At 37.3% G+C, this 19,059-nt stretch carries 12 protein-coding genes and 1 pseudogene; 6 read left to right on the plus strand and 7 right to left on the minus strand.

Annotation, left to right across the window (positions count from 1 at the left end; genetic code table 11):
- Nucleotides 1–8 precede the first annotated feature (8 nt).
- From tssI to OC457_RS20020, 5 genes and pseudogenes are all read left to right on the plus strand, one after another.
- Nucleotides 9–2,078: a type VI secretion system Vgr family protein gene (gene tssI / locus OC457_RS20000; protein WP_080175997.1), complete on the plus strand. Its 2,070-nt coding sequence runs from the start codon at nt 9–11 to the stop codon at nt 2,076–2,078.
- On the plus strand, nt 2,075–2,926 hold the full coding sequence (locus tag OC457_RS20005; protein WP_080175998.1) for a DUF4123 domain-containing protein: 852 nt from the start codon (nt 2,075–2,077) through the stop codon (nt 2,924–2,926). Before tssI ends, OC457_RS20005 begins: the two co-directional genes overlap by 4 nt.
- On the plus strand, nt 2,916–6,023 hold the full coding sequence (locus tag OC457_RS20010; protein ID WP_080175999.1) for a toxin VasX: 3,108 nt from the start codon (nt 2,916–2,918) through the stop codon (nt 6,021–6,023). Before OC457_RS20005 ends, OC457_RS20010 begins: the two co-directional genes overlap by 11 nt.
- Nucleotides 6,023–6,715 carry a hypothetical protein gene (locus tag OC457_RS20015; RefSeq protein WP_080176000.1) on the plus strand — a complete coding sequence of 231 codons (693 nt, stop codon included), beginning with the start codon at nt 6,023–6,025 and terminating at the stop codon, nt 6,713–6,715. The genes OC457_RS20010 and OC457_RS20015 overlap by 1 nt, the downstream gene beginning before the upstream one ends.
- A 524-nt stretch (nt 6,716–7,239) precedes the next feature.
- A pseudogene (locus tag OC457_RS20020) lies at nt 7,240–7,608 on the plus strand (regulator).
- Nucleotides 7,609–7,824: 216 nt separating this feature from the next.
- On the opposite strand, the gene OC457_RS20025 reads toward OC457_RS20020, so the two are convergent.
- The 3 genes from OC457_RS20025 to OC457_RS20035 all read right to left on the minus strand — a co-directional run bounded on the left by OC457_RS20025 (nt 7,825) and on the right by OC457_RS20035 (nt 14,056).
- Nucleotides 7,825–10,290, minus strand: coding sequence for a toll/interleukin-1 receptor domain-containing protein (locus OC457_RS20025; RefSeq protein ID WP_080176002.1), 2,466 nt, complete (start codon nt 10,288–10,290; stop codon nt 7,825–7,827).
- A gap of 13 nt (nt 10,291–10,303) precedes the next feature.
- Nucleotides 10,304–10,777 (minus strand): hypothetical protein, encoded by a 474-nt coding sequence (locus tag OC457_RS20030; protein WP_080176003.1) that lies wholly within the window; start codon nt 10,775–10,777, stop codon nt 10,304–10,306.
- A 507-nt stretch (nt 10,778–11,284) separates the two neighbouring features.
- Nucleotides 11,285–14,056 (minus strand): competence protein CoiA family protein, encoded by a 2,772-nt coding sequence (locus tag OC457_RS20035; protein ID WP_080176004.1) that lies wholly within the window; start codon nt 14,054–14,056, stop codon nt 11,285–11,287.
- 286 nt (nt 14,057–14,342) lie between these two features.
- Here OC457_RS20035 and OC457_RS20040 point away from each other — a divergent pair, with 286 nt between their 5' ends.
- Nucleotides 14,343–14,588, plus strand: coding sequence for a hypothetical protein (locus OC457_RS20040; protein ID WP_080176005.1), 246 nt, complete (start codon nt 14,343–14,345; stop codon nt 14,586–14,588).
- A 46-nt stretch (nt 14,589–14,634) separates the two neighbouring features.
- Here OC457_RS20040 and OC457_RS20045 read toward each other — a convergent pair whose 3' ends face one another.
- The 4 genes from OC457_RS20045 to OC457_RS20060 all read right to left on the minus strand — a co-directional run bounded on the left by OC457_RS20045 (nt 14,635) and on the right by OC457_RS20060 (nt 18,864).
- A complete protein-coding gene (locus tag OC457_RS20045; RefSeq protein WP_080176006.1) occupies nt 14,635–14,985 on the minus strand; it encodes a hypothetical protein in 351 nt (116 codons plus the stop codon).
- A gap of 625 nt (nt 14,986–15,610) precedes the next feature.
- Nucleotides 15,611–16,120, minus strand: coding sequence for a hypothetical protein (locus tag OC457_RS20050; protein WP_080176008.1), 510 nt, complete (start codon nt 16,118–16,120; stop codon nt 15,611–15,613).
- Nucleotides 16,121–16,138: 18 nt separating this feature from the next.
- Nucleotides 16,139–16,582: a hypothetical protein gene (locus tag OC457_RS20055; RefSeq protein ID WP_080176009.1), complete on the minus strand. Its 444-nt coding sequence runs from the start codon at nt 16,580–16,582 to the stop codon at nt 16,139–16,141.
- A gap of 455 nt (nt 16,583–17,037) precedes the next feature.
- Complete coding sequence (locus OC457_RS20060; RefSeq protein WP_080176010.1) at nt 17,038–18,864, minus strand: hypothetical protein; 1,827 nt, start codon at nt 18,862–18,864, stop codon at nt 17,038–17,040.
- Nucleotides 18,865–19,059 lie beyond the last annotated feature (195 nt).

The following is a 19,059-nucleotide window of genomic DNA, read 5'->3' on the forward strand; positions in this document are numbered from 1 at the left end:
GTAATATCATGGCACAACAGACAGGATTACAATTTACCTTTACCGTTGAAGGGCTTGATGCATCAACGTTTGCTGTGACTGAGTTTAAAGGCAACGATACCTTGTCTTTACCTTTTTCGTTTACAGTCAATTTGGCCAGCCGCAACCCAAGTTTGTCCCCTACCGAAACCATTGATCGCAATGCTACACTAACGGTTTGGCAACAGGGCACATTACAGCAGCAATGGCATGGTATCGTGCGCCAATTCACTCAGGGCGATACGGGCCATAGCCACACAATTTATCACATTGAACTTGTGCCACCTTTGGCGCGGTTAGCCTTGCGTCAAAACAGTCGTATTTTTCAAACACAAACGGTGCCTGAAATTATCTCTATCTTGCTGCAAGAAATGGGCATTAATGACTATAGTTTTGCGATCAGTCGCCAATTGGTACAGCGTGAATATTGCGTACAATACCGTGAAAGTGATTTAGCCTTTATCGATAGAATCGCCGCTGAAGAAGGAATACTTTATTACTTCAATCATAGTAGCAATAAAAACACCCTCATCTTTACTGACGATACCCAACAGGCGGCAAGTTTAGCTGAGCCTCTTGCTTACAACAGTCGTAGTGGTGGTAGCAGTAGCGTACCGTTTATTCGAACCTTTGCACGTAATACCCAAATTTGCTCATCATCCGCTCAACTAAAAGACTACAGTTTTAAAAAAACCGCTTATAGTTTTTTGCAAACCTCTGCAGCTAAAGAAGCAGATTATCAACAAGCCACGTATGAGCATTTTGATTATCCTGGTCGTTATAAAGACGATGTAAGTGGTAAGCCCTTTGTGCAGTTTCGAATTGAATCATTACGACGCGATGCCCAGACGGCTAATGCAAAAAGTAATGTGCCCACTATTCTACCAGGGGTGAAATTTACCCTGCAAGGGCATGATGATGATACCTGTAATCGTGATTGGTTGATCATTGCCGTCACGCACATGGGTACTCAACCCCAAGCATTGGAAGAAGCAGGCGGTGAAGGAGCAACGACTTATAATAATGAGTTTATTGTCATCCCGGCGCATCGTCCTTGGCGCCCGCCATTTAACGTAAAGCCGCGGGTGGATGGCCCACAAATCGCCAAAGTTGTCGGCCCTGAAGGGGAAGAGATTTATTGTGATGCATTTGGTCGCGTCAAAATTCAATTCCCTTGGGATCGTTACAGTAACAGTGATGACAAAGCAAGCTGTTGGGTACGAGTCTCTCAAGGTTGGGCGGGCAGTCAATATGGTATGGTTGCCCTTCCCCGCGTTGATCATGAAGTCATTGTTAGTTTTTTAGAAGGCGATCCCGATCAGCCTATTATTACCGGCCGCACCTATAACGCGACAAACCAACCCCCTTATGAGTTACCCGCCCATAAAACCCGTACGGTATTAAGAACAGAAACTCACCAAGGCGATGGCTATAATGAACTGCGTTTTGAAGACCAAGCTGGTAAAGAGGAAATCTATGTTCATGCCCAAAAGGATGTCAACGTATTAGTTGAAAATGACCGTACCGACAACATTAAACACAATTTACACCTTGATGTAGAAAATGAACGTTTTAGTCATATTAAAGTGAATGATCATTTAACGGTTGAGGGTGAAAGTCGCCAACACACCAAAGGCAACTATACGCTGGCGGTTGATGGCAGCTTACACATGAAACAAGGTAAAGCCTTACTGCTCGATGCGGGTAATGAAGTGCATCTCAAAGCAGGCAGCAAAATTGTCATTGAAGCCGGTGCGGAATTAACCCTTAAAGCAGGCGGTAGCTTTGTCAAAATTGATGCATCAGGTGTATCAATATCGGGGGTTGCGATTAATCTCAATTCAGGCGGCAGTGCTGGAAGTGGTTCTGGCTATGCGGGTGTTTTACCATTATTACCGGGGGCGGTTGAAGCGGCCGTGACGTTAAATACTGTGTCTCCAATCGTTTGGTCGCACCAACTTGAAGCCATGAAAGGGAATACAATCGTTTGGTCACAACAACTTGAAGCCATGAAAGGGAATACACCAGTTTGCGAAGTTTGTATGGAGAATGAGCAATGAGTTTTACTACTGAGCTCCCTTTGCCGATCCCCGATTTTAACGTCCTCAATAAAGAGGCCTGCTTTCTTATCCTTGATGGCAGCCAAATTGAAAAACTTGAGTTGTTATTACTGCAACAAGATTTGCAACCTCAAGCTATTTGCCCGATACGCTTTTTACCTCTAAGAGAAGTCTCATCATTCATTGTTAAGCTAACTTCAGCCGCTATGTCTTGGTTTACTCAATATAACCACGCAAATGTTGGATATATCATTAGTAGTGAAGCCAGTATCGAACAGCTTGCCATCATACTGTCGGATTTCTTTGAAGTTCTTTCGGCATATGGCTCTAAGGTGTTTTTTAAAGTTGGGCAACCAGAAGCAATGAATGTGATCTTAAACGATCAAGAATGTCATCTCTGGGAATCGTTATCTAAAGTTTGGCTACCTACACGGAAAGGCTGGGTTTCGCTTAATCACGACGAAACTATAAGCACAAAATCACAGCCAGAAACCTATCACTTATCTGACCAACAGTGGAAACAATTAGGTGATATCACACGCCGAAATACAGTCGAAAAAGTACATCAACATTTGACTACTTACTTCCCAATGGCGCTAAAACAGCATAATGCTCCCCTGCTATGGACAGAAGAATGGGTGAAAAATGCCCATGATATGCACTTTGAAACAGATACCGATGTCCTCCATTTTTTTAATATTCTCGCATTACTCGGAGAGAATGTGTTAAAGACTGATCGCTATCCTCATATCAAGCAATTATTAGAAACACCATCAGCGCAAACACCGTCAATGCGAGTTACAAAGGCTGATGAACTCGCCCATAAGGAGATCTCTCATGTCAAGTGATGCTTACAATGCTGCAAAAATTGGTGGGTCAGCTAGCCCTAGTTCACCTGCGGGAGCCTGTCCGCTACAAGCTAAACAAATCGGTATTATTCCGGTTCGGTATGCTATTGATGGTGTGATGGGAGAAGCCCCCTCTTATCCATTACCTGACGGGACTCATTGGAAGCCGCCCTTTAAACTTCATCAACATTATACGCTTCGTCAGCTTCGTGACGGTTGGCTGTATGTATTTAGTGAAAAGCTGAAAGTACTTCATACCTATAAAATTGAAGGTGAAATTTTTACGGCTCAACATGAAGGCGGTACTTGTGCATCATGTTTAACCTATGATTCCGATGATACAATTTGGCTTAGCTACGCGCATCAAGCTTGGACGTCACGTATTGTTACACTATTCAGTAATGAGGAAAAATGCCGCAAAAAATGGATGCGGCTGTTAAATATCTCGGCATTTAAACGGAGTATGAATGGACCTCATGCTGGAATGGCGAAAAATCTTGAGTCTTCAGTGGCTGATATTGGCTCTGTTAGTCAAGATATCATTAATGGTTTTTCAATCACCTCGACACCATTAGAGGCTGACACGTCTACGTCAGAGGGTGAGTTTAGTCGAACTAAAAAAGCGATTGCAGCCCCGACTTATCAAGCGGCCCTTCCAAACGCTAATGTCGATAATGGTTTATTCATTGCGCTAGAAGATCCATTGGCTGATATTACCGACATTGCGTTGAAATTAGGTACATTTCAAGCACAAAAAGAATACATCTTTGGTAGTGATACAGATAAACACAAACTGCTGATGTCAGAGTTTACCCGTTCTATTGCACGTGTACCTTATGACCCAAAAACTGCGCCAATGGCATTGAAAAATAAACTAAAAGACAGTCCATTGGAGACATTAAAGTTTGAGGCTGCTTTAAATGAGTACTTACGCTATCAATTCCCACTGAGTCAAATGCAATATGGGAGTGAAGCTTATGCTGCTTATGCCTTATCTTCTGATACGGTACGTAGCGCTACACGAAATACACTCCAAAATACTTATAGTTACACTCCAACAGATAAAGATATTGAACACTTCAAAAGTAGAGAAAAAAATATTGGTGAAATCAACTGGGAGCTAATGTCTACGTTCCTCACCAATAAGTATAACGACCTAGATAAACTAGAAGGTGAAGCAGCACCGTTAATTGAAGATCTCGACAATGCGTTAATATCATTGGGAGAAGATGCATTACGCGTCGGTATTGATATTGAAAGTGAACAGGGACAAAGCTTCCTCAATCAATTGTTCTCACAATTATTTTCTTTAATGACCGCTGTATCAAAGGATTGGAAAGCCGCCCAAAAACAGTCACTACTGGCACTGGCGCCTTATTATTACAGCCCTGAATTTCAATCTGTGATCCATACGCAAATATCGAATGATGCGGTATCATTTTCAAGTTCAAGTGATATTACCAATATGGTCTCTCGTATTGGTGAAAGCTACGGATTGCTTGTTGATGGACGTATTCCTGACACCGATGATGCGATAAAGGCAACACTCGTTGCTGCAAAAAGCGCATTTTCAAAGGCAAGCAGTTCAGCTTGGAAAGGACTGATGGATAGTCTGTTTCCATACCATTTTTCAGGTAAAAATGGGTTGGCTTCTGGACTACAGCTTATTGTCGCTCGAAGTTTAGTGAGCAAAGAGAATAAAATTCAAATTTCTTCAGATTATAGTACGCAATTGGCGAAGTTTAATAAGACGTTAACCCCCTTTCTTCAACAAGCAGAGCGTCAATCTGGTCAGTTACATTCCCAGAATACAACCGCAATGCGTAATGCACTGGCGAAGACAAAACAACAAATCGCAAATCATATTGCACAAGAAATGCCACTATTGATCACGTTTGAAAAAGAGGCCATGAATACTGCGGTGCGTGAAAAACTGACTGCGTCAATTGTAGGGCTTCGTTCTCGTATTGGCCAATCAATGGAAAGTATTAATGGTGCAGGCACTGTTATTGGTGGATTTGCAGCAATTTGCAACCTTTGGAATTTATCGGTTGTGTCTAAGCAAGTGGCCTCTAAACTTAATAATGCGAGTTCGACCCAAGAGCAAGCGGATGTGTATATCGAATTGGCATCAACGATATCGTGGACCCTCTCTGCATTTGCGGGAGTGGGGCGTGATGCGCAAGTGATACCAAACGAATTTATTAAAAAGTCAGTTCAAGCTGCTTTGAGAACAGCCAGCAACATTGAACCACAAGTTATCATAAAACGCTTTGCGGCCGCGGCGAAAGTAACCGCTATCTTTGGTTTGTTTGCGGCCAGTACAGAAATGTACTTAACAGGTCGACAATGGAGTCAGTCAGATGATGCTTTTGAAAGAGTATTACTGATAGGTAAAATTGGGGCTCTTTTTGCTCAAGGTGTCGTTTCTCTAGCTCAATTAGCTTATATAACTAGTAATGTTGCAATTGGTAGTATTGTTGCGGCTTGGATGGTCAGTACCTTATTCTATGCAGGTCTTGCTTACCTAATCTTCTCGGGTTTGTATAATTATTTTCATCGCGATGAAATGCAAAAGTGGTTAAAAGGTTCAACTTGGGGTAAGTCACCTAAAACACAAACACCAGAACAAGAGTTAATGGGGCTAGAAAATATCATCTGGAAGCCTAAGATCGAATTGACTAAGGACAGTGTCGATATATATTTGCCCTCTTATCTCTTCGATGATGAAAAGCAACATTTAGATTTACAAATCGTTGTACAGAAAAAGTCTAAAAATATAAATTTGAGTTATGCGCCTCCTCACATCATCCAAGAAGAAATGAATAAACCGCGGAAAGTGATGATTGATGTCTCTCAAGCTAAACGTAAAAAAACGGCGAACGGTGTCTCTTATATTGCTGTTCCTGTGACCCATGATGAAGGTGATACTGTTGTTATTGCTATAAACTATGACAGAGCATGGACACATAATTGCCAAAGTTACGTAGGGCGTTTAAACAAAACGGGAACGTTTGATTTAGAAAAAACTAAAGACGTAATAAGCAACTCTAACGGCGCCGTCGGTATCAAACTGTCTATAGCAGGATTAAAGTAATGGAAACACTCGATAAAGAACAACAATTTGAACGCCTCTATGCCACTCATCCTGTCTACGAATGGGAGCTAATTGTTAATCCAATATCTTTTCGAACTAAGATGGTATACGTCATGCTTTTAGGATCTCTAGGCGTTGGTATGATATTTTTCCTTTTAGGATTCAGCTGGTTATCTTTGGTTCCTGTTGTTGTAGGTTCTTTTTTAACCCCGTGGTTTCGCTATTTAGTAAATTCAGACAAGCGCCACTATTATGCAATAAATCAGTACGGGATATACTCAACAGAAGAACAAATCATTCCAGAAATTGCTTACACCATTGTAAGACGCTCGGCATGGGTTGGCTGCGCTATTTGTGTGTTTGCAGCAATATTCATTGGACCGATGGCATTTGTGGGGGCTGGCGGCGCAGCATTGATGTCATTTACGATGACAAACTTTCGTTCTGTACCATATAAGAATCAGTGTTTGTTTGATGGTTACGCTAAATTAGACAATATTGATGGAATTGTATACGAATTATTTACAGCGAATTACCATTATGGATTTGATTTAATGATTCCAGAAAGTAAATTAACGTCAATTATTGATGTCATCAAACAATATAACGACACCTTTGAAGAAGAGTTCGTTGATTTATATAAAGATGCTAAATTCCACGCTCGGCCTGTTATTCTGGAAATAGTGCGTTAAAAGAGTTCATACAAAGATCAATAACCGCTTGTTATTTATGAGCGGTTTTTATTGGGTTCTGTCGCTCGATAGAGAAAGAAAGTGACGATGTAAGCTTAATTAACATTATTTCGATAAGGTAATGGATTTCATCAGCCACCAATACCCTTCTAATATCATTCTTCAAGCCTTTCGTTATTACTAATTTTGCCATTAACGATAACATATCGACGAACTTCACCACCACTTTTACATAACATCTGTTATGACTACCAAATTTATAAGTTAATGAATAATCGTATTTTTTGTAATTAATCTGCAAATTAAATCCAAAGTGATAATTTAGAATCTAGTAACATCATTAACAAAATAACAACGTCATATTGAGGCTTATTTAAGGTGACTTTCTTAGAGAAAATGAGCTGTTTCAAAGGAAATTATCACGAACACTGATCACGATACTTTGTTCACATAATGTCTGATTATGTTTAATGGTGTATATATCCTAAAATCAATGCAACCTCTTGTATTTAGGGGTTTTATCATTGAAGTATCGCGAAATGAGTAAGAATTACATTTTTCGAGAATTAGAGTGCCAAATGACTAAGGAAGAGGTTGCTGAACTGTGTTTTAAATCTGTGAGAACTGTCACAGGTTGGGATGAGGGAAAACCAATTCCGCCTGAGTGTAAAAGGCTCATGAGAATGGCTAAAGGTCGGGAACTAAGCATTAGTGAAGATTGAAACCAGTTCAAAATGTTGTATGACCGGATGGAGCTGCCTACGGGTCAAGTCGTTAGGCCACAACAGGTTTTAGCAGGGATTGCACTGTTAGGTATTCAATCCGAGTTAGAGGTAAAGACTTCGACACACCTTCTTGGAATAGCTAGAGCGATAGCTAACATAAAGAAATAGTATTAGAAAAGTATGGTTCTTTTAGACTGAGTTTTTATATTCATTACTACTATTTAACTAAAGGTAACGCAGGCTGTTAAGGTAACTGCGATTGGAACAAAGAAGTACCTTGTTTGTTGAATGAACCAGTCCTCCTTTTTGGTCATATCAAGGAGAAAGAAGCCGAGCCCCGTTATTGGGCTCGGCTTCAATTTTAAAGAAAGTTAAAAATTTTAACTACAAGTTGCGTCTTGAAAGGTCTATCAAAGCTTCATTAAACTTTATGCGACTGTCTTCAGGGTAGCGACCTAAATCTGCTCTTACGAATGCCAAGGCTTGGTCTTCATTACCAGAAAAGGCTGCCTCTAAAGCTAAATAGCGATTCAATGTTCTTGGTGACAGTTGGCTATCTCGTAGCTTCTGAAGTTCTGATACAGCTTCTTTAAACTCATACTTATCAGAGAATATCAATGCAATGTCACAATAGCCTAACAATGGATAGTGGTTATTTGGATAACGAGCTACACAGTCTTTTATCAAATCTAAACTGCGGCTCTTGTTTTGTTTGATTTTTGCATGGAACAGTGCGTCAGCAATATCCGCCATTTCAATGGATTGTTCTGAATTAATAGAACGCAAATTATCGATTAGTTCCTGCAATTTTCTTTCATGTACGATTGCATCTTCTGAATTAATTAGGCTGTTGAAATAAGCTTGTGTATGAAATTGATTACCACGTTCTTTTTCATAGTTCTCTTTGGCATATTTTAGCGCCTTTCCATACTCACCAAGTTGAACGTAGACTTGAACGATTTCTCTTTTAGTACGAGAACTTACGTATCGATTTTCTTTGATAGGGTTGAAACGGCTTAGTGCCTCATCATAACGACCTTGGAGGCGATAGAAAAAGCCAAGAAGAAAAGAATGCTCATCGCCTTTAATAAGCTGAACTTCTCTCATGAACCTCTCATCCTTAGTCTTAGCAAGGGCTAAACAAAGGTAATACCGTATATCTTGTAGAGATGATTCATCGATATTATCTTGCTTAGCTAAAATTATATCGGCCAACTCGATTATACGTTTGAGACTACCTCTGTTGTGATACAGATCTTTCATGCAACGAAGATAGTGGGTTGGAATCATAAAGCGCTCGTCGACTTGAATTCCTTGTTTTAAAGATTCTTTGATAGCGAAAATTGTTTCGGAGGAATCTAATTCGAACAAATCATCGTCTGTTACCGTAGCGGCAACTTTTTCTGAAACTAACTTTTGAAGTCTTTGGTCCAACGTGATTCTATTTCTAGCAATGTAATCTCTTACAATATCGTTAACACGAACAATTTCATTATCTAATCCGATTAACTCTACGATATGTTGGCTAGCAAGATCTTCAAGAATAGGGTAGTAAGTTTCTTCGTCAACTATAGAAAAGACGAATTCTGTCGATATGATTTCAAACCTAGACAGCATCCGAATAAAGTTTGAAGTTTTCTCACAGTCCTCATGTTTAGCAAGTAAGACTGAAGCTTTGTCTGAGTTATATTGAGCGAGCGTACCAATTTTATCTTCAAACTTGATTTGTGAATCATTCACTAACATATCTGCCGCGTACTTAACTTGATCAGGGTAGCCAGAAAGTACATTGCAAACATCTTGGAACTGGTCTTTCGTGATATCTAATTCATAGTGTTGGCAAAGTTTACTAAAGTAATTGGTCCTATCTGAAACGCTAAGCTCTGATAGTTCGAGGAAAAAAAACAGGTCGCTTCTAGGTTGGTTTTTAAAAATCACCTTGTATTTTGATGCTATACAAAAGACAGGCTGTTTTTTTCCTTTGTATTCAAGTATAGCTTTTTTAAACCAATCGCTTATCTCTTTCTTGTAATTCGCAATAGCTCCCGAATCAACAATATAGAATATCTCGCGAGCATCATGAGCTGCATCCATAAATTTATGAATTATTGCAATTTTATCGTCTAATGATTTATCAGTCATGTTAAGGAGGTCTGACCCAAAGTCTACTAGACCAAAATCATTCAGCTTTAAAATAAACTCTTCAATAGACGCATCTCTGTCAATAGCAATGGAAGCGGGCTTGAAAGGGTCTTGAGTAACATCTGTTTTCTTTAATACATAGTGAAGCAAGGTTCTTCGCCCCACGCCTGGGAAGCCAGAACAAAAAATAGCGAGAGGTTTATCTTTAAAAAAATCAAGAAGGCGGCCTTCAAAGTGGTCGGTTTCAGTATTTCGACCAGCAAAAAAATTGTCACGCAACTTAAACTTAGGATGTTTTTTCCAACAGATCTCTCGAAGTTTCGTGTGAATTCTGCGAGCTGCAACTGGTGCTCTAGTGATTGGCTTCATGTTGTATGTGCGCAACCAATCTGGGATCCTAGGATCGTCAAATTTTATCGAGCTATCAATAATGATTGGATAAACCTTAGACAGGGCTTGAGTATCCAAGCGTTGTTTCGCTTCGGATATTTCAGTTTTCACCCATTCAGAGTTTAGAGAGTGTTCTGAGATAAAGAGTACGAACAGTTCGGCCTTATCTAGACCTAATAGAATCTCATCTAAAGAACGCTCACCTTCTTCAAACGTATATTCGTCATAGACAATTTGATCTTTATCGAGCCAATTCGCAACATTGCGAACATAGCTAGCTTTATCTTTACTCGAATGAGACAGAAATGCTTTTATCATTTATTCACCTATTTCAAACTGTAATAATATCGCTTAAGTCTTCAACATCCGCTAAGTCGGCCAACATCTTACTGTAGGTAATTAGCTCACCCTGAAGTACTTGGAGCTCATCTCTAAAACAAGCCTTCTCTGCATCCGTCAGGTTTTCATTAGCAGAGGTGATGGAATGCCATTTGGATGTGAAAGGTCTAACGATCTGATTTAATACTATGACGGCAATTTTAGTGAACTGAATGCAATGTCTACCGTTAGACTTGATCACATCCCTAGTGATTGGGAACAATTGATAGACACTATCTAGAGCTGCTTTTTCACTACCAGAGTCATCATTGATAGGTTGAGTTGTAACACGTGTAATCAACTCAATGTAAAGATCCCATGCTGCTGCCTTATCTTCATCTTGTGGTTTCCATTCCATCTCCAAAAAGGGAGCTTTGATTTTCAAAGACGTCATATCCCAATTTTCAAGCCATTTTGAAAGCTTCATTGTGCCGACCTAAACCTTGTTTTTCATATAGTTAAAGTTGAATATTACATCCATAAATTTAAAGAACAACATATCAATTCGTTAATTGCTGATATAAATCCCATGTTTGTTAAATGCAGTAGATAGGATGTATAGATATAACTGTATTTGTTATTAGGTAGTAGTTCATCACAGGCTGATAGCTAGGTCGAATTTACCCCCGTGATACAACACGGGGATTAACGACGAACAGCATTCGAAGAATGGATAACTTCTAGTAGGGCAAAACACCATTAACAGGATGTGAATGAGTAAAAAGTCTACCCAACAATGGGGCAGAAATGAGTTTCAAACTTTGTTGTCACACTTTTCCTAGATAGCTATGTTGATAAAACCTAAGTTTCGATCTTTATTGTTACAATTGGATTCTGACACCCATAATAGAAACGAGCTTCGGAAGAAGAAAAGTTTCAATCTTTAATGTACACCCACAACTACGGCAATAGCTTGCCGTAGTAAATTTGATCGTCATTGGTCATTAATTGTTGAAGCGTAAAGTTCGCTAATCGCACTCAACTTTGACTCTAATATCAACTTAGTTGAGTTACTTAAATACTCTTCATTAAGGATATTGATATTACGTTTTAGCTGCCCGTAAGTGCCATTCAAGTTTAATTTAACGCCTTTATTAGTAACATAAACAGAGCAATAACGACGTATATCACGCTCCTGATACCTAATTTGCGTTAAAACTGAAGCATTGTGATCACGTTGCTCTCTATTAGCATTCTTGTCGCCATTTTTGCCTCGCACATTCTCCTTTTGCGACCATGATGGTGATAATAATGACTCCGCCTGCCTGCAAAGAGAGTGCCACCTAGACCGTTTTAACCTTTCATCTAGTGCTTGAAACCCATAGTGTTTAACGTAACTAAGTAGTGATTCTCGCTCTAATTGAATGGCGTGAAGATCTGTTACATTCTTCTCTCTCTTCCTTATTGCAGCATTAAGTAACTCTAATTTATCGGTTAATGCATCAAACTCGGATGCAAGTTTCAGATCAGCGTCAGATTTAAACACTCCAAATATCGACCAGTATTCATCAACCAACTGCTTACAAGAGTTTTTATCTGTGTAATTGAGATACGATACATCGCTATCGATAGAGCTATCAGAGCTATCAAGATATTCATTAATCTTTCTCGATATTATTATCGCTTCTTCGTTATGTAAGAGCGCAAGATCAAACCGTTGCATCACGTTACCAGGTGAGAGTTCAAGACTTTTCAGAACAAGGTAGAGTTCGTGAAGTCGCTTTAAAGAAGTTAAAAACTCTTCTTTTTGAGTATTAATCCTCTTCAATCTTTCTTCATGCCAAAGCTTTTCTTGAAATAAGCGGTTCTCCTTAGCGACGAGTTTAGTCGTAATATCTGCATGATAATTTTTTGCTTTGTTAAGCGATTTTTGAAGCCGTTCAACTGTTCGTTTTTCTGCGGTATATCGAACATCAGAGAGTCGGCCTTTCGCTCGGTCTAACTCAGGATCCAAACTGCGTAATAAGGTTAGTGCTTGAGTTATTTCACCTTGGTTCATTTGCTCAATATCATCTTTTGACATGTAACTTAGTGGCTTAATACGAGATGAAAAACTTTGAAGCAATGAACGGACTTTTCTAATATCAGTCGTAAGGTAATGACGAAAAGAGCGTGTAATAGCCTTGTCTATCTTTTGGTTCAAATGGGCAACAATAGCTGATGTTCTACTACTTACTAATGCGAAATCCAGATCAGACCTCAACTCATTAGTCTTGCTTATATGCTCCTGTGATAGATACTCAAAACAGCCAACACGACGTTCCAGCTTACGCAACGTCAACAAAGCATGTGAGGTCTTTACCCTTTGTTGCTTGAGTTGATTTAAGCCCTCTATCCCTGTGTTGAGTTCAGTGTAAAACTCCCCCATAGAAATAAATTGAGAGGTGATCTTTAAATTAGGGATGCAATTACCCAGTCGTTTGAGGTTATCAAAATCAACTTGCTTAAACTTTCTTAATGGTACGACCGTAAGGTTGCGGCGAAGATCTCTTGCCGTAAGTAAGTTGGCCGCAGCCTTAGAACGGGAGTAGCTAGCGTTTTTTCCAGCCCTTGAGCAATAGCTTTGCAGCCGTAAAGATAGGGTATTAACTCGATTTTGAGTGTGATTATTTTGAAATTCAAAGTTAACTAGATTGTCTCTAACAGCTTTAAGCGCAGTCAGAATAGAACTAGGGATATCTGTGTAGCTAAGATGAGCTTTACAGTAACGATAAGCCTTTCTAAGTCGTACTAAGTGGTAAGCGACGTCATTTCTATAATTCATCAAGTTTGGCTTTGTATCTACAGCAAAAGGCAGTCGCTCATTTGGAGAGAGTGACATTTCTGAAATAGAGACTTCCTTTGATAAAAACTCAACGTCAAATTCGTTATCACTTAATTTATTGATAACAGGGTACTTAGCTAAAACGGTCAGTTCGCCATTCTTGTTTGTTGCCGTTAACTGTTTTTCACCGAAGTAAAATACGTTGTTGGCGGCTCTATGCTGCTCTTTAATAGCGAGATATGAATTATTAGAGCCGAACATAATGTAATCTTCAACAGCAGCACTATTAATTCCATTATCTACAGGGAATAGCCATAATAGGTTAATACCCTGTTTTCTAAAGAAAGCCTCACGGCTATAGGCAACATAAGTCGTAATCCAGCTACGATAGAACTCTACTGCCCATTTGTTAGCTTGTTGGTCCTCAAAGTAAATATCCGGCTTTCTGCGTGTGTTAACTTCATCATCATTAGAAAATATGAAATGGCTATTGATAATACTTTGAGATAAGACAGACTTACTACGCTCTAACTCAGAGATAACATCGTACTTACTATTAGTTCGCCACTCATTCTCTTTGTCAGAACAATAACTCTTATACAGATCATTACCGGCACCCGTATAGAAAGGGCAAGAGCTAATCTTTTCAATATTACTGTCTTTAGCGTGCTTGTTGTGACAAAAAGCGTAAGTAAATTGTTCTTTACTGTCTTTTTCTCCAGTATTTCTTCTGCCATAAAGCGGGGAGTTGCAGAAAGAACAGCGTAGATAATGCTCATCGTGATCATGTTTTGCTTTGTTGATGTTAGCTAGGATTTCCTGATACTTAACATCAGTTGGCTTGAATGGGTTTTCTAGCAGTCGCCCAACAGTTGTTACTTTTTTGGGGTTACCATAAAACACCTCCCACAATGGCCGGCTAACTACATTAATCACTGACACCGTTTCTCTCCTAAACTAGCTTGCATTGCATCTACACACATACAACGAGAACAGCATTTTATTCCTTCGCCAGCAAAAAAGTAATAGATAGCGAGATAAATTGAGTTTTAAAAAAGGTATTTGTGTCAGCGGACAATAAAGATCGAAACTTTTTGGGTCTATTTAACTGATTCTTTTGTGCCAGCGGTAATTGCTCTAACACATTTTTTGGACATTTCTGAGTTACGAATGCCATCAGTGTCTACCTTGTTCGCATAAATAAAAAATATGGGAAAACTCTATATCAGTGGCCAATTTTACTTGGCCACTTCATACGAAGAGCTATGAACAACATAGTGACACGGGTGTCATGCGTCAACAATTAGTTGAGCTGCATAACAGCAATAGCGCAGCAGCCGCACTAAACGTGGAATTACGTACTGAATTGGCCGCGTCACAACAATCAAAAAAGAACCTGGAGCGATTAAATGCGAAAATGGAGTCAGCGGTGTTAGAGTTAAAAAGATCCTTGGGAAAAAATTCACATCAATAGGTGATCTTCTAGCACAAGTAAATTAAAGAGGTGATTATCCAATCATCTATACTTTGATTTTTGCACATATATCCTTCTTGTTACTAAAGTAATCAATTTTAGCGTTGGCTTTTATTGTTCGACTGGTCGTTATTGTTTGCTTGTGAACATTGATACCGTATTTAGATATTAGTTTTTCACTACCAAGTGTTTTGATCTCGCCATCGTTAGCCAACTTATCCAGCGCCTTCATCATGGCTGATTGTTGAGAAAATGAAGACTCATTTGGTACACATTCGATGATGCTTTTTTCACTAGCAATAACGGGTGATACCATAGAAAATAGAAAAGCATATGCTATTGTTATTGCACAAGCTGAAAGTGCATCGTTGGTGATCAACAGTATAAGTTTCTTCATAATAAATATACTCAATGTTGGTTAATTACCTTGAGTATACCTGTCAATTTTTCACAGTGGCGATAGTATTCATTGCATTGTTATATTAAATACTTGTCGAATTAGACATCACGGTATTATAAGTTAAATAATCTACCCTGACAGTGAATAGCAATGTTATAAGTGAGTAAATAAATAGAAAATAAAAGAATATAATTAAGAGTTAGGTTGTATGTCGATTACTGCAGATCATGTTGAATACTTTATTGACACGACTCAACCTTCTAATTGCATTTAATTTAAAAACGATAACACCAATATAAAATAAATCGAATTGATACGACAGTGTTCTTCGTGATCGAGGGTTAGTACGAAGAGTGACTAATTTATCATTTTGTCCTAAAGAGTGAATGACGTTATATTGCATATTCTTTTTTAGCAGAATTAACCATAAGCGCTCCATAAACACCGAATTTTAAACTTCGTACCATTCCCATAATCTCATCTCTCCATTAATTTTAATTAGAGAAGCATGACCCCGCAAGAATGGCAAATACTGTTAGTACTATATGAAAATAGACAACTTACACAGCGGGTTTTCTGTGAAAAACAGTGAAATCGCAACCGTAGGTTGATACTATTGGAATCATCTAGTTTGGAAACATTTTTTTCTAAATATAGCTGATGATAGTAAGGCTTTTAAAGCGGCCATTTCTTTTCCTATTTTACACATTTCTTTTTTTATATTATTTTTTATATTATTTTTTATATTTATATTATGATCTATTTTTTCCATTTGTTTTAATTTATTAATTAAATTTTTTTTATTATCTTCTAGCTTTTTAATTTCTTTATTATAAAAAATAACAGGTTTATTAAAACAATCACACAAATCGTTATAAACGGCACATCCATTTTCATTTAAATTAAAATCAATATATTTAAAATTAGATTTATATATTAATTTTGAATGTTTTTTATATTCGGTGTGTGAATCTTTTTTTGTTAAGTCGAAATAAAAATTATTATTGCTTGTTATTTTCAGTTTAGAATATGGGTGGAAGTTTTTCTTTAAGTTTTTAATAAAAGAATTGAGGATATATCTATCCTCAGAAGAGACAGAGTATGAATCAAAGCCACAAATACGATCAATCAAAAAGCAAAATCGACAATATTATGGTTTCCCTAGTATGATGAAGTTATATATAATATGTTGAATTGGTTTAGGGATTATATAATTAACATCGTTAATTATATAATGTGTTGGCATATAGGCCAAACTTTTCTGTTTTAATAAAAAATCACATTTAGAATATTTAATTTCATTTTGTTTTTCTATATTAATAATTGTGTGTGTAAATGGGTTTTCTTTTAATCGTTTGTTAAATAAACGTACTTGTTCTATATCCCTTTCATCATGAGATAGATCAATAAACTTTGTTAAATAAGATATTTTTTTTAATTTACCATCAAAATTATTTAAAAATTTAAAGATAACACTTTTAACACTGTTAGGTATTTCTTGTTTTACCTCACCAATAGAATAATGGGACGGAAAACCATCCTTTAAAATAAAAATTGACAGGTAATAATAATCAATAATATATTTATCTTCCATAGTTCCTCCTAATAGAGTTGGTCGATGTGTTAACCAATATGATAATACAGCACCATTAATGAGATTTAATAACCTCACCGATATCAATCATTGTAGTTAACAGAGTGAGATCGCGCACATTATTTAATGCTATTTGAACGTTATTTGGTACTTAAAACAGAAATCTGCTTGTTTTGCGCATAGCAGTGAATAAGTTAAATTAGAAATTCCTTATTTTGATCTGATATGTCTGAAGTGAACTAAGAATTCCTTTATTTATATTGCACAAGGAAAATTATTGTTCCTAGTGTATAGTGGCTCTGCTTATAAACAGAACTGCGTCATTTATACCCAGAAAACTCAATCGAATTATTACATTATATATAATTTAAGTGTAAAAAAACCTCCAACGAAGGAGGTATATTGTCAGTTAAAGTACCATTACAAGTGTTGGTCATGTTGGAAAATGTTGCAGCCTATTCTAAGGGCAGGTGTTTACCGATATATCCTATACACATCTTACCTTCAGCAATTTTGAAATAAATTTGTACAGTTCTCTGCATGTTGATATCGCCACCTAAAGTGAAATGACGACCAAATTGTTCCTGTTGGCCATTTATTGAAAAAATACGTTTTGAATAAAGAGCCTTTGAGTTACGTACACTTTTCGACTCATCTTGTGAATAGCCGTTGCAAGAGAAGACATTTTTGGCAACAGAATCTGGCTTACCATTGATAATGGCGTTAAAGTAATCGCCACATATTAATTCTAATGTTCTAAATAATTTGCGAGAATCGGTATATTTACAGTTGCTAATTTGCTGCTCAATGTCATCACTGAATATTACTGCAGGGAAGATCTCGCGAATACAATTGAATGTGTCATAAATAGATGGTTTACCATAGAAAAATTTAGCCATGCTTGGTGTCAATGTTCTATCCATTGACATCTGTAGTTTTAATTTATCGATTTCGTTAGTTAATAAAGCAATGGAATCATACGCTTTATTAAGTTTTGTTGATTTTTCCTGAATTTCATCTTCTGCAATACTAAGTAGAAGTTTATCTTCTTCAATATTAGATGGCGCATCAAAGTGATTGTTTGGATCAATATTAACTTTATATTGAGGCGCTTTAATAATATCAGGAGTGTTAATCGAATCTAATATTTTATTAAATTTGAAAACACGTGCTTCTATTTGTCGAGACTCTAACTTTTCTATATTATTTATTGATTCTTTTACAGCGGAAAATTGGCCTGCATCAATAAACGCTTTCATTTCATTCTTTAATTTATCAATAGAATCGTTATTACCGTCGATGCCTTTTATGCCTTTTATGCCTTTTATGCCTTTTATGCCTTTTATCGTATCAGATAATATTGTAATTATATCATTATTCTGATCGTTTAAAGATAAAGTATCGATTACTTTTAATAAATTGGCATGTGCAGAACGTATTTTTTGAGATTTTTTATCTTGCTCAGATATAACATTCTTAATTTTACTCTTTATTTCATCTTTGACTATGTTATCGATACATTCAGCTTGATCATCGATTTCGGCAACGAAATTAGCGAATGAATAACTGAGCCTTAATGATTCTTGTAACCATTTAAGCTCTTGATAATCATTAAGATAGGCAAGTCTTGTATCATTTTGTAAGTCCATAACGGTTAATAAAGCGTCTAGTGTATGGGTATCGAGAGTCGCTGTAATCTTATCGAAAAGTGGGCATGTGAAATTTTCAAAATATGGTAATAATTTATTATCGGTGATGGATTTTTTGTATATACGATAAAACTCACCATAACCAAAATTTTGTATATAAAGCATAGAGCAGAGCGATATAGTGGTTTGAAGACAATCTTTAGCGTGTGAATCAATTAATTTCCAATTTATTGCACTAATAACTTGGGGCATTATCTGTTTAGAGAGATTTTGAATATCATCAGCACTCAGAGTTGCACCAGTCTTAATATCGAAATCGGGTATTATATTCAACTGCTCTAAGTTATTTACGAAAGTAACTAAAAGTGAGGTGCGTACACCCTTGATCATACTATAAACAGACGGGTCTTCTGGATCTATCAAATTACCATACAACACATATCGTACTGCTGAATCGTCGATACTATTTGGCGATGCTATATCTGTGCGAAGGTTTAATAGATTCATTGTTGATTCTTCAATACGGAATCTATTAAACATTGCTTGTTCTTCATGATATTTTACTTTAGATGGTAAACCATCATCGTCTAGTTTCATTTTAAGCTGATGAGTACCAGTGCTAACTCTAAACATAACTTATCCCTATTTAGTTATTGAATTTATACAGTACTGTTATACATCATTGAAAAACTAATTTAAGTAAGCCAATATCGCTTCTTAAATTTTAGATTAGCAACATTCGCTAGTTTTGACGGCTATCACTTTTTAATACAATCCTTGTCGTCTATTCATCACCATCGTCATACTTTTATAATGTTACAATGTCAC

The sequence above is a fragment of the Photobacterium toruni genome (genome assembly GCF_024529955.1).
Taxonomy (GTDB): domain Bacteria; phylum Pseudomonadota; class Gammaproteobacteria; order Enterobacterales; family Vibrionaceae; genus Photobacterium; species Photobacterium toruni.

Bases quoted from the DNA above. Each gene is read 5' to 3' on its own strand.
- OC457_RS20015 (WP_080176000.1), top strand. From the start codon at position 6,023: ATGGAAACACTCGATAAAGAACAACAATTTGAACGCCTCTATGCCACT.
- OC457_RS20045 (WP_080176006.1), bottom strand. From the start codon at position 14,985: ATGAAGAAACTTATACTGTTGATCACCAACGATGCACTTTCAGCTTGT.
- OC457_RS20005 (WP_080175998.1), top strand. From the start codon at position 2,075: ATGAGTTTTACTACTGAGCTCCCTTTGCCGATCCCCGATTTTAACGTC.
- OC457_RS20030 (WP_080176003.1), bottom strand. From the start codon at position 10,777: ATGAAGCTTTCAAAATGGCTTGAAAATTGGGATATGACGTCTTTGAAA.
- OC457_RS20010 (WP_080175999.1), top strand. From the start codon at position 2,916: ATGTCAAGTGATGCTTACAATGCTGCAAAAATTGGTGGGTCAGCTAGC.
- OC457_RS20055 (WP_080176009.1), bottom strand. From the start codon at position 16,582: ATGGAAGATAAATATATTATTGATTATTATTACCTGTCAATTTTTATT.
- OC457_RS20060 (WP_080176010.1), bottom strand. From the start codon at position 18,864: ATGTTTAGAGTTAGCACTGGTACTCATCAGCTTAAAATGAAACTAGAC.
- tssI (WP_080175997.1), top strand. From the start codon at position 9: ATGGCACAACAGACAGGATTACAATTTACCTTTACCGTTGAAGGGCTT.
- OC457_RS20025 (WP_080176002.1), bottom strand. From the start codon at position 10,290: ATGATAAAAGCATTTCTGTCTCATTCGAGTAAAGATAAAGCTAGCTAT.